This window comes from Pseudomonas sp. CFBP 13719 (assembly GCF_014842095.1).
Classification (GTDB): domain Bacteria; phylum Pseudomonadota; class Gammaproteobacteria; order Pseudomonadales; family Pseudomonadaceae; genus Aquipseudomonas.
Genome location: NZ_JACYVB010000002.1, coordinates 540,781 through 554,166, shown reverse-complemented (window position 1 = coordinate 554,166; position 13,386 = coordinate 540,781). Strand labels below are relative to the sequence as shown.

Genomic DNA, 13,386 nt, shown 5'->3' with positions numbered 1-13,386 from the left:
GGGTGTTTTTAACCAGAGCTACTGGGTTGTGGTGGGCGACCCATTTTTGAACAGGATCAGATGACGATGGACGAGAAAGAATATCAGACTGCGAAAACGCGGGCAGCATGGCTGAAACGGAATATTGATGAAAAGGCCTCCATCCTGGTTGCTCAGGCTCAATCGCTTGATCCCAATCAAGCATTGATGCTGATGACGCTTATTGGTCACAGACTTCTGGAGGCTCAGGGTATTCGGCAGTCTAAGGGCTTGGCCAAGTATGCGAACCTGAAATCTGAAAGCAGCCTGGCTACCGCGAAAACCTGGAAGATTGCCAATGGACTCAAGCCAGAAGAAGTTGTGTTTGGCTCGAACGTCAAGGTTGTCAGTGATCTTCTGAATGCGCCTCGCTCCAACGTTCCCGCCAAACCAGGACAGTCCCTCGAAGAAGCATATGCAAAGCAGCTGATCGAATACGCTGATTTGATTGAGGTCTTGAATGCCCATGAGCGTGATCAGGAGTTGGAGCCGACCTCTTTCACTATGATGCCTGCCCCGACCAAAGTGGGCCAGCCCCGCAAAAACCGGGTCGAGCGCGTCGAGAAGGAGATCGGCGACATGTTTTCTCGCCTAAAGATGGATTTTGCGAAGAGATCTACCACTCCGGGTAATATGGGGCGACCTGGAAAGTCGATCTTGAATGAATGGTGGGAATTCAACGCAAAGCGTGTTGTAGAGCCTCGGAAAGTCGTGCTTGGGATGGATGCGGAGTTAACTGAGGATGCAGATATAGTACTTCGAGCGCATAAACTAAACCTCAAGATCGCCCAGGTTGCGAAATCGCTGATCTCAAACAAACGAGATGCTCTCCCAGATGCGGTTGTCGCCAATATTGAGCACCATCGAGCAGTATCCATGAAAGCGAACACTCTGATCGCGCCGCTCCTTGTGAAGATTGAAGGAGGTAACAGCCTGAGTCCCGCCGAGTCAAAACGGGGTCGGCAGCTGATGGATTCAGCCAGTGAACAGCGCTATCAGTTTTACATCGATGACCTGAAAGCCAGATTCCCGCTGCCCTTCAAAGATCCAGTCGTCGAAAGATACCTGAAACCTAAGTCCCTACGCGCCAAGCCGAAGCACAGTGTTGGACTTGAGCCATAATCTTCAGTCCTTATACCTTGTGAGACACAGCCGCCTGGCAGCGGCCATTTGGCCAATAAAGGCTTAAGGCTCTATGCCAGCCTCAGTTGCGGGTCGAGCCTTGAGTGCGGACTGGGTAACTACAAGCTCCAGCTCCGCCAACTCCGGCTCGTAGACATCTGCCAAACCCCTTGAGGCCTTGGCGCTCAAGATGCCCTCGCCGTGATAGTGGTGCAGGGCGGTGACCACGCAATCCTGAAGAGTGAGGTAGTCCTCAGGCCCGATGATGGGCTTGCCGGCGCCATCGAGGATTGTCCAGCAGTCGACCGGGTTGCCATTGACATCACAGACAACTTCACCGTCTTGAATCTGCTCACCTAGCTGCTTGAGGTGCAATGCCTGACCCAGATCAGCATCAGACCCCCAGAAGATGACCTGGTGAAACTCATCGTAGTGTCGAGTGTGCAGGCCGTCGGCGAGAAACAGAATCGCGGAAGGAGCATACATGCCCATCAAGCCTCTTCCCGAATCAGGTGCTGCCGCAAGGAACTCGTGCATGTCGTTTTCGACATCCCAGTGCAGGGCGTTGAAGGCGAAGTTGTAGCCGGGCCCAGGATGCTGCTTTGGCTTGCCACCCAGATCGTAGGTCAGGTCAAGATTGCCAGGATCTTCTTCGCCATAGGTGAAGCCGTCCTTGAGTATAGCCTCTGCGTGCTCAGTGAAATGGATCACTGGCCAACGCTTCAAGGTGCCGACCAATTGTTGGTCGAGAACGCCCCGAGAAATACTGTCCTTTACGGCCTTCAAGTGGTTGCTCACGATTATTTCCAATTGATGAGATAATCATGATTCTACCAGGGGCGCGGCTCGCCCCTCAAATAGGCTATTTGCATAGCCCATCCCTCTACATGATCAATTGGAGATCAAAGATGCCTTTGTGATGAGGCCGGGGCTGTTGTAGAAAGCCAAGACGTCGCTGCACGAGGCTGTCGTCTGGCGGATGGCGCCACCTTCGCCCGTGGTCATGCCGCCTAGCGTGTAGATTCTGGTACTGCCGTCCGCGTAGTTCGTGGTAACTTTTGTGATTGCAGTGACGTAGGCTTTTGCCGAGGAGGTGGGCGTAAGATTCGCATCCCACCCATTCACACCCGTCGCCCCAACCTTCACATAACAGGTGCCCGAGGAGGCCGAAGGCTTGCCTGCCATGGTGAAGTACATTTGAATCCTGTCGCCTTCTTTGGTGTATTGAACATCACCGATGGAGGCGGCTGGAGCAGGAGTTGCTCGGCTGTACATGCCCACGTAGCTGGTGTTGGTTGAAGTCAGATAAGCCCTGCCTTCACGACCACCAAAGAGAATGTCTTTTTCTTCACGAGTGCCCACAGCTTGTTGGGTGAGGCCGAGCCCCGACTCGGTCTTGTCTTCCTCAGTGGGATTGCCCACATTTCGGTACATGCCCGTAACGCTATTGATTTCACGGGGCTGGACGCTACGCGTGTAGTCTTGAGAGCAATTGCTGAGGGTTTGCTGGAACGATACGCCCTTCACATAAGCGTCAGTAGCAGGCGTGGCGGCTGAACAGTCGTATAGATCTCCCGACTTTGCCCAATCGCTCAACATCGCGTCAGTTGCCGCCCATTGCCCGGCATGACTGCTGGCACCCTTGATCGGCGCATATGTTTTGATGATGTTGTCGGAGAATGCAGACTGGCTTGCAAGGAGCGCCAAGAGCGCCAATGCTGACTTTTTCATTGGAATGGCCTTTTCTTTCTATCCTAGCGTGCTGGAATGCCCGGCTCAAGTGGCCGGGCGCATCGCAGGGCAGTCGGCTTCCCTATTTATTGAGCAATGCCTTGATTGCATCAGCTGCGTCGTACAGGCCGAAATGGTTGGCGATGATCCGCAGGTCTTGCAGCTGGTCGTTTACGCCGTCCTGACGCTGGGGCAGGGGCTTGAAGCGCTTCAAGGCATCGCGGATGTATTTTGGCGCGCCTGAGTCCTGCAATGATGGGGCACCCATGCGTTCGCCCGACCTGCTGAATTGCACATCAGGCTCAGCATCGAAGTCATGGTTTTGCTCAGCCAGACAGCGCTTGCACGTGGCGCCACAGGTGCGGTTGGGGTCATCATCCACGACCGTCAATTCGTTACCGCACTCAATGCAATTACCTCGTTCGTTCGACATGCCCAAGCCCTCCAAATGTTTGCGTTGACATAAAGTATACTGAGTGTACTATTGGGTCAAGAAGCAATGCTGCAAAGAGGAGAAGGGCCATGATCGCTCAAGAAATGTTCGCCATCACCTATAACGCCGACCAAACTGAAGGTCGCGGCCACGAAATTACTCTTGGTTATACCAAGACCCAAGAGTTAGCCGAGGCGATCGTTGCCGATCCACGCTTCAAGCGCTACTGCGTGATGGGTTTTCACAACCCGGCAGACTGCATCAAATACAACGTGCGACCCAAGTCGGTGCTGATCTTTGAGGCCATCGACGACCCGTACAACCTTGAAAAGCAAAAGCTGCGCGACCGCGCCCTGGCCAAGCTGAGCAAAGAAGAGCGCCAGGCATTGGGCCTTGCTTGAACACACCCTCTCAACAGCAGGAGCATGCCATGAGCACACTCGAATTGTACGCCATCACCTACAACAGTGACGGCACTGAAGGCCGGGGTCATGAGGTGACACTGGGTTATGCCCGCGACAAGGCTGTAGCAGACGCAATTGTCAGCGATCCTCGTTTTGCCCGGCACTGTGTTATGGGCGTACACAATCCGGCCTCCTGCGTAAAGAACAACGTTCACAGGGCCAAGCTGCACATTTTCGAAACGCCGGACGAGCCCTGGGCTGTTGAGGAGGCTGCCTTGCGAAAGGCTGCGCTTGCCAAATTGACCAAGGAAGAGAAAGAGGTGCTGGGCCTTGTCTAAGCGAATTGCTATCCAACACACCAAGGTCGTGCTTCTTGAACGTATCGGCACACCGCTGGCGCTGGGTGCAGACGAAGGCCTCAAGTTGGGCATTGAGCTCTCAGGGCTGGTTTACAGTTCTCGGGGCCCTCATGTGGTCGAGCTATCCCTGGCTGGCATTACAGCCATCGATTGCGCGTTCTTCGAGCAGGCGGTGCACAAACACATCCACGGCCTCACAGTAGGATCTGCGATCTACGTCTCCGGCATTGAGTCACCCGATGTGGCCCTCACCTGTGAGCTCACCGCCCGTGCCTTAGGGCGCTATTTGATCGTTGAAGAAGATCAAGGCTACCGAATTGCTGGCCGGGATCTGCGCGCCGCTGACGCAATGCTGGTGGAAGCCCTGTACGACAAGGGCCTGGATAATTCACGCGACATCGCCGAGACTTACGATATGTCGGTAGCCAACGCCAGCACCCGCCTTAAGGACATGCTTCAAAAGGGCCTGGTGCTTCGCGCCGAAGTAACCTCTGCAACAGGTGGCTACGAATTTCGCTATTTCCCCATTGGCCATCCACGTGAGCGCGCACAGTGAGCTACGAGAAAGTCATCAAGACCCCTCTAACCGACCCTGATCACGAAATCGTCGGGCAAGATTTCAAAGCCCATGATGGGCATGTATATTATTGCGATTCCTGGGAAAGCAACCTCGGCTTCTGGATGACCCGCAAGGACGCCCCGGAAGATCGTAAACAGGATAAGCATTCAGAATTTCGTCGCAACGTGTCGATTAACGCGATCGGCAGAACATTTCATCAAATCTACTGACCGATGCGTCAGAACAGCTAGGCGGCTCTCATGGGCGACTACATCACAACTTCCATTGAAGTACGCAAGGCCAATGGGTGGGTCGAGAACAAGAAGGCCGTTTTCACCAACATGCCGAGCTGGCCTGGGCATACGGATGCCAAATTCACCTCAAAAGGGTTCTTCTGGCAGAGCTGCACGATGTACTCCCTTTTTGCCGGCGTAAGGGTCAGGGAGCATGGCATTGTCCCCCTGGCGCCCAATCGCGGCTTTCCGGACGACGCTTGTGACGAATCGTTGATTCAATTGCTTGGCGGCTGGGGCAATGACAAGCATTGGATGGATGACAGCCCTGATCCGGAGACGGTTGCTGAGAAGGTGGCCAGTCGCAATGACAGTGAGATCTTCGGACTTTCCTGGGTAGGCGCTGACGAGCTGATGGCGGTGGACTATGGGGTGCCTGTCACTGACATGAACCCGCCCTTTGAGACCACGACACTCAGAGACGCCTTGGGCTCACTTTACTGGAATCACTTGCAGCAGTTGATCAAGCTGGGTGATCCGGACAAAGTACGGGTGTTGTTCTGTTTCTCCCAGTAGCTTTGGCTCTCTTGAATCAATCGGTCGCTCACCTATGAAGCAATTCCAATCCCTGATCTTACCCCCGGCGATACTGGTCGCACCCTGGGACGATGATTTCAAGAACAAACCATGCACGATATTTCAGTCATGGGGCTTGGCTAGCGCTGAGCAGAAGAACAAGGTACTGGGCAAGCATGACAATCTAATCAAATTCCCAGAAGGTCAACAAGACGTCGAAATTTGGATGAACAAGACACTCATCGGGGCTGCAAGCGTCTCACCGATGACCGAAGATGATCTGGATGATTCCGAAGTTACCGCCCCGTCTGTTTTTGTCATAGATCTTGCGGATGTGATCATCAGACGAAGTCATCGCGGCTACGGGTACGGGCGAGCATTGGCCGAAGCTGCCGGCATCATGGCCGCCTCCATGATGACCCAGTACATGATGACGAATGATCTGAAATCTGGAACCTTGATTCTGGATGCTGACTTCGTTTCGGATGAAGGCGCCGCCTTTTACGACATCATGGACGGGGTTATGCAACCTACGCTGGCTGCCGCCATGAAAGCCCTTGGAAAAAAATGCAGGGTTGAAAGCATCGGTGATTTTTAATGATGCATCTTAGCTCCAGGAGCCTCTCATGATTAGGTCGCAAGCCATCAGCGTCATCTTCGAAGATCTCGCTCTGGACGATGAAGTGTTCATACACGACTATGGCCATAATGCCCATGGCGCCAGAGGAAAGGTGTATCACCTCGACCCCGACACAAAAATTGTATCGGTCGTAACCAAGGGATTGGTCGACACCTGGGAAGGGTGTGCTGACGGATTGCAGAAGATCATTGCTTGAGCCTATCGACGCCTTCGAAAATCCCCGCTTGATGATATTAGTACACTCGGTGTACTATTTAGTCATGAAAGGGAGTATTAAGCCATGACCATGTTATTTTTAGGCGAACAGTTTCGCAACGAAGTCACCTCGAACTTTTCACTGCGCCGTCTTGAGCGCAGCAGACAGCCCATCGAGCTAGGACATTACCCGCTGGATCGCGAAGCAGATCTGTCCGTGAACAATCTGTTGGTCAAGCTCAAGCAAACCCTCGCGCCCGTCTTCCCGGCCAACCTTCCTCAGTCCGTGCGAGATCTGGTCACTCGGTGCATCACTGATGCCCAGGACAGCGGCTTGCCTGTTCGAAACCGCTTTGTCTACCTGACCTACGATACCCGACCATTCAAAAAGGGGAGCACCCAACGCAACCCAGGGTGGCATTTCGACGGGCTTCAGGGCAATGAGGTGATGCTCAAGCAGCCTGGCTGCTACAGCTTTTTGTGGACAAACAAACTGCCTTTCTTGATCAGCGATCAGAGTTTTAGTCTTGCCGGGCTTGATGTGGGTCAGCATCACATCTTTGACTCTCTGGCCACGCAGGTGTTTGAAGATGCGGTCACCGAATCGATTCCGGAACATCTTTACCTGATGTCCTGCTACCAGGTGCACAGAGCTCAGGTTGCTCAGGAGGACGTCAACGACCGGCTGTTTGTGCGAATCACCTTCTCAGAGCTTGCCTACACCTCAACCTCGATGACGCTCAATCCAGACATCGACTATCCCTTCACGCCTCACAGCACCAGCGGCGAGATTCCGGCCAATCTAAGCGTGTTGCGTGGGCTCGGCGCACCAATCCGAGATGTGCAGGCATTGTAGAGAAGTCGCTACTTAGCCGATGCAGTCGGCTGCTGATTCTTTGGATTTGACTTTCTCAGCATGTATTGGCTGATAAGAGCGGTCAGCGAAACAGCCAGGGCAAGACAAAGGGTCATTCCGAAGCCCAGTGCAATGGACTGGTGGGTTTCGGTCAGATCTTGGGGCTGGTGGAAGGCCTCGACGATTTCAATAACGCCACATGTTGCGCATGGAATAACCATTTGATTCTCCTTCTGAATCGCTGATGATGCTTTAACGTATATATTGGCTGTATTTTGCTGAGTAATCAAAGGCCCAGGTCGGCGCCAAACATATCGTCGAACTTGACCCGAACGCGGCTAGCCTTTTGGCATTCACTCAGCGCATCAAGAACATTCTGGCGTGTCAGACACAACCCCAGCCCCTGCTGTGGGTAGATGTTCTCTGGAATAAAGCCGCTGTGAGTCAGCTTGCCCCTTAAGATCTCAGCATTTCGAAAGCGGATGGTGATATGCCGTCTGTAGCCCTTATCAGTCTGCCTTTCAAAAGCTGCCATGATGCAATCACGAAGCTCTGCGTACGGGGCGCCAGGGTTGTAGAAATCGAAATCCTCCAGTGCAGGATGTTTGTATTCTGGCGGTGTGACTTTAGGGCCGGGATTGTGGTAATCGAAGTCGTAGACATCGTTCCAGTACTCCTCGCCGTCCTGGCAAATCTCGATCTTCTGATCGAGAGTCTCAGACCCAATGGTGATGCTGAACTGGTGGCGGGCTACGTCCGACCTAACCAGGGTCTCTAAGTGCTCACAAGCCTGGTAGGCATGGCCCTGTTGAGGCTCAAAGGCACTGAGGGACTTGATGGCATGCTCGTCAAAGAGCGCCTTGAAGCTTTTACCCATCAATAGCTCAAAAAATGCATCAACCTGCAAGCGATCGGTATCATCGAGGTGCTGATAGAGAAGGGCGAAATCGCTCCAGAAGTGGATTTTTTCCTCGTCGTATGGAACATGCTGGTATTTTGCAATCTCAAAGCGCAATGCCATGATCGCGTTGTCATGTGTTCTGGTTGAGGTTTTTGGGGTGTACCATTTACGAGGCGCTGGTCTATCAACCAAGCTGAAATAGTCGAGCTTATCGTGGGTCAAGAACCCTACGCAGGCTTTCAGGATCCCCTCGTCCATCTGAGAGGTGCAGGTCATCCCAAGCTTGCGTTCTTCGCGACCCATTGCCCAGCGGTTGATTCGATAAACGTCTCTGCAGCCGATTTTCAATGCGTAGGTCATCGGAGAATGGTTGTACAGGGGGATAATCGTATTGGGCTCAATCACGGCGCCGATCTCAAATTCGTAGGCTGTTCACCTACTTTCTCACAGCGAGGGTTTGGGCCACAACGATACTGGCCTACATTGTTGGTTATCAGATATATTGCACACAGCTGGCGCTCATCCGGCGCTCTTACCCATTTGCCGAGGACAGCCCCGTGGAAAACAGTAAATCACACGAAACAACGCTTGCCATCATCAATGGCTTCACAGCCATGTGCCTGGGAGCGCTATTTGCTTACAACCTGGATCGCGGGCTGATCTGGTTCGGCATTCCCCCAGGACTCTGGGAAGACACCTTCATGATGCTTACCTTCTTGGTGACGGGTCTGTTCAGCATGAAAATTATCAATCAGGCCAGTGTGGGCATTGTCGATGCGTCGGCAGCCGATACCAATACCCCGGATGGTGCTCTTTGCGAGACGGTTAAAATCTGATTTGCGCCCGGTTATCGGCACCCTTCAAAATGGCTTATCAGATTTGCCATAGGAAAAACCCGTGTCCACAACGCTTGCTCAGCAGATTCAGGTGCTATTTGACCATTCAAAAGTCTTTTCTCTGTCTCGGGAAGAGATCGATCATCGCGTCAGTGAGTGGGCGCTGACCAATGATTCCGCACAGGTCTATGCGCTCATGCGCAGCGTCGACCCTAAGCGACAGGTGTACCTGTACCCCGTCAGCACGGAGGAAGACATGCACACCAAACTGACCGAAGTCTTCGAGCAGGCCAGGTTTTTTGAGTTGAGCGAGGACGAACTTCGGCGCAGTGTGTCTGCCCTGATTTCTGATGGGCACGATGCTGTGAAGCTGCTGGAGGTTATGAAAACCATCGATCCAGAGCGCCTGGTCTTCACTCCTTCGATCATGCCGGCAGTAAAAGTCAGGCGGTTCGAGCGTAAGACCTCGATTGATGAGAGCCCGAGCCCATGAAACTCTATCACGGTACTACAAAGGAAAATCTGGCTTCTATCCTTGAAGATGGTTTGCGAGCACCATCCTACTGGGCATCTGAAGCAACCGCCCAGGGTTACGCAGATTCCTTTGGGGATCAGGGCGTAGTGCTAGTGGCGGATATCGATGAGGGCGATCTGGAAGCCAATATGCTGGTCGCCAATGCGCTCTACGAGAATGGTGATTTGGACGAAGAGGTGGATCCACGCGACCTGGTATTCTCCCTAGAGAATCTGGAAGGCGTCGTTTGTCATGAGGATCTTCGTGATTTCGAGGTGTTGCGCCCGCCTTCCAAATCCAGGCGCGTGCATCGCAGCGATGATTGCGACCCATCGCCTTGAAAAGAAGTCTTGCAGCTGGCTATGCCGGTTCAGCGCCAGCGTGATTACGGCTCTAGGCCCGTCTCCGGCACTTTCGTCTTGTGCACCATGTCTTTGATGGTATCGATGATAGCCGATCCTTTCAAAAATGCCTCTGGCGTTGGCGCACCGTAGCCGTCGTATTCGAAAGAGGTTCCGCCCTCAGGGTCGCTGAAGAGAACCAAATTTTCATCCTCAGTCAACTTGAAGATCCAGGTCTGCCACGGATACTTCCCGTTGAAAACAAAGGTGGGCTCTCCCCAAAGCTTCTTGTAGGAGCTGGTATGGCTGACTCCTAGGCGATAGTAGCCCTGAAGGTCTGTTTTCATCATGTCGCCGACAAATTCGTTGAACATGTCCACCATGATCAGCGGATCCGTTCGCGCTGTATCGAGCCAAGAGATGTCTACCCTAAGCTGTTCCAGGCTTCTAAGGTCTATGTGATTTGTCATGCGTTGCTCCGAAACTGTGTGTATTTCCCATCATTGCTGAAGTCGCCTGACGGCAGCAACTCAACCCACGTTATTTTCGAACTGCGCTCGTTTGGATTTGCCCATGTCATGATTGATTGTGACCATGACTTGCTTGAGCTTTTCAAGGGCAGGCTCAGAAATCACTGGAGGCCATTTTTGGCACTGTGGCCCACTGACCTCAAAGCAGGAGCCTCCACCCTTTGCGGTAAGCAAGAGTAGATTCTCCTCTTCGGTAAGCTTGATGGCCCAGACTTTCCAGAGATATTCGCTTTTATAGCTGAAATTGTGTTTGCCCCAAAGATCGGCGTAAGCATCGAGATGGTTGCTGTACAAGCCAAAGAAGGCAGCAGGATTTTCCTTCTCGATCTGCTGGAACATATCCCGTATACCCGGCAAGTTGGCGATCGGCGTGGCGCACGCCTGCACATACCAGTTCCTGTCGACTAGGGCTTTTTCCAGCTTCCGGAGATCGATTTTCTTGATTTCAGACTTCCTTTTTCTAAATCTACCCATCATGCCCATAATCCTCTGGTGTCTGTAGAGCTCATTCCGGTATGGGATTTTCCCGTTCAGGCGATCATGATTCCGGGGTCGCAGCGGCCATCCTCAGCTCGTGGCTCTAAAGAGGGATACAGGGCATCCAGCGCTCGCTGATACTTCAAGCCCGTCTTGTCACTGGTGTAAAAAGCCACGTACTCATGCTCGCTCATCTCAACAATTTCCCCACCCTCACACCCTTCTCGCAGGAAAAAGTCGCGCAAAAGCTCCATCTGATCAAGAGCCTCCCCATGTTTTTCCTGGCTATAGGTTGTCCAGCCAAGGTTGCAGGCTTCCGGAAAGCTGCTCGCATCACACACCGCAACGTCGAGCTCGTCCAGGCAATCCTCCAGCCGATCGTTCAGATCTCCTTCACCCTTGAGAAGATTGGCATAGTCAATATTTACAGGGGCTTTGAGCCTAAGGATGTAATAGACCATCCCCATCTGCTGGTTCATGTCCGGGGTGTGATCGAAGCCAAAGCTTACGTTCATCGCTGATTTCACGTGCTTTCCGTCCTGCCGGTGGGCTCAGCTTGAAATGCCTGAGCATAGATTGATTTCTATTGTTTCTTAGCCGAACAGCGAGATGCAATCAGAGCCATTCAACTTGAGCCCGAAGATCGTCTAAAGCAATCTGCACTCGCTCATCTGGCACGTCCATCAAGCTCAGCAGCAGGGATGCGCAATCAACCCGACCCTTCGCCTGCTGAAGGGGGTCGTACGACCAGACCTCAACCCAGGCTTTGATCGCATCGATATCCTCCACAACCTCAAAAGCACCCAGACGAATGAAAACATCCAACTGCTGGCGGGTCATAGCGTACACAGGGTGACTGGGTGCGCAGAGCATGGTGTAGGCATCCAGCGCGCTTTCACCAGCCAGTACTGCGTATTCGGAGCCCAGAGGGGTGGTGATCCCCAGTTTTTGCTTTACAGGGCTGCAGAGGCTGGGTAGGGCTCGTTCAAAAATGGCTTTCGAGTCTCCCTTGAAAACCCATTGATTGGTGTGACCTTCCCCTTCAGCAAGCTCGATAAGCCCGGCACCTTGGAACTGCTCAATCACCTTCGATAACGTAACGCGGCTGTAGTCCTGATCGCCTTTCAGAACGCCGGAGGTGTGCATCTGACCGGGCATCCAGCCTCGATACAGGCTTTGAAGTAACGTTGCCTGGGCTGCCGGGGTGAAGGGCTTGGATGCACTTAGAGGTTTGCGTGTCCGATAGTGCTGGCGAAGATCCATCCCCAACTCAGGAAGGAACATCTGATACCCAATTTGAATGAAGTTCACGCCATGATCAATCAAGCTGCGGCGTTCAACTGGTGTCAGTGAACTGCACACGTACACCACAGGCTGCTGTGCGACCTGGCGGGCAAGGGCAATCATTTTCGCAAGCCGTACGATGCCGGCATATTCCTGGCCAACCTCAATCAGCAGGATGACCGAAAAGTTCGGGCTGTGCTCCATGGGCACTGTCAGTTCAAAGATATCGAAGATGTCCTTGATAACATGAGGCACACGAAGATCCATCGGCTCTGCGAAGGTCTGCACATCCAGCGTGCGATTTATGTAGCTCTGCGTTTCATTCAGGAGTATCGACATGCGGGTGCTGCTCACCTGACAAGATGACTTGACTGTAAAGCAGGCTGGTTAACAAGTCAAAAAAATGGTTTACAGAATTTGCTGTCAGCCTATACTGGCGCAACGACTTGGCGATTCTGCCGTGAATGCGTGCCAAAAATCTTCTCAGGAGCTCTGCCATGACCGACCATAAAGCCCAGATCCAGCAAGCTATTCAGGCTTCCATCGACGTGCTCAGTTCGGCCAAAGCAGGCCCTGAAAAAGAATGGCTGGTGTTAGACACCGAACAGGCACAGTCGGCTATTGCAGCAATCGATCAGGCCGTTCAATCCACAGGTGAACTGTCCAGGAATACCAAGACAACTCAGGGCCTGCAGACCTTTGCAGCAATGGCCTACGGCATTCTCGTTTACACTGAATCCACTATCTCAATTCTGGACAACGGCACCAGTGAATCCCACCAAGGCCGCACCGTGACTGCCCTTGAACAGCTCAAGCGAGTGCTCTCGATCATTGACGAGGCTTTTGCAGTAAATTGATTTAGGTTGCTGAAAATAACTTGCAGTATGTGCTATTAATCAATAAATTGACGTTCTTTACTGGAGGAGCAAAACGAGATGTCGCTAGAGCGGATTCATAAAGGAATCGTGAAAACACGTTACTTCCTACAGGCCTGCCTTGTCGCCACCAGCGTCTACGGGTGCGCCACGCAAGCCTATGCCGCCTATGTCGCTCCACAGCCCTCCAGTGTGACCCAAGAGCCGTTCTCGGCCCTCCAGTTGCGCACTGCTGTAATCGACAGCGACCAGAAAGCGTTAGAAGCCCAGTTTGTTGGCAAAAAAGCAGAAGCCCTCAGAGCTTACGGGATCTCGGCGGTTCCGGATCTTCAAGGGGCGCTGCACTACCAGACCGGCTACGCATTCGACTATTTCTACCCAGGAGACGGCCCCAACTGGCCGCGCCACGGCATCAAAGGCGTGGAATTCAAGACAGCCAAAGGTGTGGTCTCCGACGTCAGTTTGTATGGAACGCCCTGAAATGTGCCGGTAACGCCGCACA

At 53.0% G+C, this 13,386-nt stretch carries 23 protein-coding genes; 14 read left to right on the top strand and 9 right to left on the bottom strand.

All coding sequences use genetic code 11. The features are described 5' to 3' along the window. Positions 1-66: 66 nt before the first annotated feature. Complete coding sequence (locus tag IFT57_RS08125; RefSeq protein WP_122530982.1) at positions 67-1,140, top strand: hypothetical protein; 1,074 nt, start codon at positions 67-69, stop codon at positions 1,138-1,140. A gap of 63 nt (positions 1,141-1,203) precedes the next feature. On the opposite strand, the gene IFT57_RS08120 is transcribed toward IFT57_RS08125, so the two are convergent. From IFT57_RS08120 to IFT57_RS08110, 3 genes are all read right to left on the bottom strand, one after another. Continuing rightward, the gene (locus IFT57_RS08120) at positions 1,204-1,938 is read right to left on the bottom strand and encodes a hypothetical protein (RefSeq protein ID WP_163020468.1); all 735 of its coding nucleotides are present in this window, start codon (positions 1,936-1,938) and stop codon (positions 1,204-1,206) included. A gap of 93 nt (positions 1,939-2,031) precedes the next feature. After that, positions 2,032-2,871: a hypothetical protein gene (locus IFT57_RS08115; protein ID WP_122530984.1), complete on the bottom strand. Its 840-nt coding sequence runs from the start codon at positions 2,869-2,871 to the stop codon at positions 2,032-2,034. An 82-nt stretch (positions 2,872-2,953) separates the two neighbouring features. After that, a complete protein-coding gene (locus IFT57_RS08110; RefSeq protein ID WP_122530985.1) occupies positions 2,954-3,304 on the bottom strand; it encodes a hypothetical protein in 351 nt (116 codons plus the stop codon). Positions 3,305-3,393: 89 nt separating this feature from the next. Between IFT57_RS08110 and IFT57_RS08105 the strand changes: the two genes are divergently transcribed. From IFT57_RS08105 to IFT57_RS08070, 8 genes are all read left to right on the top strand, one after another. Further along, on the top strand, positions 3,394-3,705 hold the full coding sequence (locus tag IFT57_RS08105) for a hypothetical protein (protein ID WP_122530986.1): 312 nt from the start codon (positions 3,394-3,396) through the stop codon (positions 3,703-3,705). A gap of 29 nt (positions 3,706-3,734) precedes the next feature. Next, positions 3,735-4,046 carry a hypothetical protein gene (locus IFT57_RS08100; protein WP_122530987.1) on the top strand — a complete coding sequence of 104 codons (312 nt, stop codon included), beginning with the start codon at positions 3,735-3,737 and terminating at the stop codon, positions 4,044-4,046. Continuing rightward, positions 4,039-4,623 (top strand): hypothetical protein, encoded by a 585-nt coding sequence (locus IFT57_RS08095; protein ID WP_122530988.1) that lies wholly within the window; start codon positions 4,039-4,041, stop codon positions 4,621-4,623. Before IFT57_RS08100 ends, IFT57_RS08095 begins: the two co-directional genes overlap by 8 nt. After that, on the top strand, positions 4,620-4,856 hold the full coding sequence (locus IFT57_RS08090) for a hypothetical protein (RefSeq protein WP_122530989.1): 237 nt from the start codon (positions 4,620-4,622) through the stop codon (positions 4,854-4,856). The genes IFT57_RS08095 and IFT57_RS08090 overlap by 4 nt, the downstream gene beginning before the upstream one ends. A 30-nt stretch (positions 4,857-4,886) precedes the next feature. Continuing rightward, positions 4,887-5,435 carry a hypothetical protein gene (locus IFT57_RS08085; protein WP_122530990.1) on the top strand — a complete coding sequence of 183 codons (549 nt, stop codon included), beginning with the start codon at positions 4,887-4,889 and terminating at the stop codon, positions 5,433-5,435. 34 nt (positions 5,436-5,469) lie between these two features. Continuing rightward, positions 5,470-6,033, top strand: coding sequence for a hypothetical protein (locus tag IFT57_RS08080; protein ID WP_122530991.1), 564 nt, complete (start codon positions 5,470-5,472; stop codon positions 6,031-6,033). A gap of 28 nt (positions 6,034-6,061) precedes the next feature. After that, complete coding sequence (locus tag IFT57_RS08075) at positions 6,062-6,271, top strand: hypothetical protein (RefSeq protein WP_122530992.1); 210 nt, start codon at positions 6,062-6,064, stop codon at positions 6,269-6,271. Positions 6,272-6,355: 84 nt separating this feature from the next. Beyond that, positions 6,356-7,126, top strand: a complete 771-nt coding sequence (locus IFT57_RS08070; protein WP_122530993.1) for a hypothetical protein — start codon at positions 6,356-6,358, stop codon at positions 7,124-7,126. An 8-nt stretch (positions 7,127-7,134) separates the two neighbouring features. Here IFT57_RS08070 and IFT57_RS08065 read toward each other — a convergent pair whose 3' ends face one another. Both IFT57_RS08065 and IFT57_RS08060 read right to left on the bottom strand, forming a co-directional pair. Further along, positions 7,135-7,347: a hypothetical protein gene (locus IFT57_RS08065; protein WP_122530994.1), complete on the bottom strand. Its 213-nt coding sequence runs from the start codon at positions 7,345-7,347 to the stop codon at positions 7,135-7,137. A gap of 65 nt (positions 7,348-7,412) precedes the next feature. Next, positions 7,413-8,432, bottom strand: coding sequence for a hypothetical protein (locus IFT57_RS08060; protein ID WP_241032674.1), 1,020 nt, complete (start codon positions 8,430-8,432; stop codon positions 7,413-7,415). 152 nt (positions 8,433-8,584) lie between these two features. Between IFT57_RS08060 and IFT57_RS08055 the strand changes: the two genes are divergently transcribed. The 3 genes from IFT57_RS08055 to IFT57_RS08045 all read left to right on the top strand — a co-directional run bounded on the left by IFT57_RS08055 (position 8,585) and on the right by IFT57_RS08045 (position 9,718). Next, positions 8,585-8,863: a hypothetical protein gene (locus tag IFT57_RS08055; protein WP_122530996.1), complete on the top strand. Its 279-nt coding sequence runs from the start codon at positions 8,585-8,587 to the stop codon at positions 8,861-8,863. Between the two features lie 61 nt (positions 8,864-8,924). Beyond that, on the top strand, positions 8,925-9,356 hold the full coding sequence (locus tag IFT57_RS08050; protein WP_122530997.1) for a hypothetical protein: 432 nt from the start codon (positions 8,925-8,927) through the stop codon (positions 9,354-9,356). Beyond that, positions 9,353-9,718, top strand: coding sequence for a hypothetical protein (locus IFT57_RS08045; RefSeq protein WP_122530998.1), 366 nt, complete (start codon positions 9,353-9,355; stop codon positions 9,716-9,718). Before IFT57_RS08050 ends, IFT57_RS08045 begins: the two co-directional genes overlap by 4 nt. 44 nt (positions 9,719-9,762) lie before the next feature. Here the strand turns inward: IFT57_RS08045 and IFT57_RS08040 are convergent, their stop codons facing one another. From IFT57_RS08040 to IFT57_RS08025, 4 genes are all read right to left on the bottom strand, one after another. Then, positions 9,763-10,188 (bottom strand): hypothetical protein, encoded by a 426-nt coding sequence (locus IFT57_RS08040; protein WP_122530999.1) that lies wholly within the window; start codon positions 10,186-10,188, stop codon positions 9,763-9,765. Between the two features lie 60 nt (positions 10,189-10,248). Next, positions 10,249-10,725, bottom strand: coding sequence for a hypothetical protein (locus IFT57_RS08035; protein WP_192151148.1), 477 nt, complete (start codon positions 10,723-10,725; stop codon positions 10,249-10,251). A gap of 53 nt (positions 10,726-10,778) precedes the next feature. Next, positions 10,779-11,252 (bottom strand): hypothetical protein, encoded by a 474-nt coding sequence (locus tag IFT57_RS26970; protein WP_244657273.1) that lies wholly within the window; start codon positions 11,250-11,252, stop codon positions 10,779-10,781. Positions 11,253-11,340: 88 nt separating this feature from the next. Continuing rightward, positions 11,341-12,348, bottom strand: coding sequence for a hypothetical protein (locus IFT57_RS08025; protein WP_122531002.1), 1,008 nt, complete (start codon positions 12,346-12,348; stop codon positions 11,341-11,343). 158 nt (positions 12,349-12,506) lie between these two features. Here IFT57_RS08025 and IFT57_RS08020 point away from each other — a divergent pair, with 158 nt between their 5' ends. Together IFT57_RS08020 and IFT57_RS08015 are read left to right on the top strand one after the other, a co-directional pair. Continuing rightward, positions 12,507-12,866 carry a hypothetical protein gene (locus IFT57_RS08020; protein WP_122531003.1) on the top strand — a complete coding sequence of 120 codons (360 nt, stop codon included), beginning with the start codon at positions 12,507-12,509 and terminating at the stop codon, positions 12,864-12,866. A 78-nt stretch (positions 12,867-12,944) separates the two neighbouring features. Beyond that, positions 12,945-13,364: a hypothetical protein gene (locus IFT57_RS08015; protein ID WP_122531004.1), complete on the top strand. Its 420-nt coding sequence runs from the start codon at positions 12,945-12,947 to the stop codon at positions 13,362-13,364. Positions 13,365-13,386: the final 22 nt, after the last annotated feature.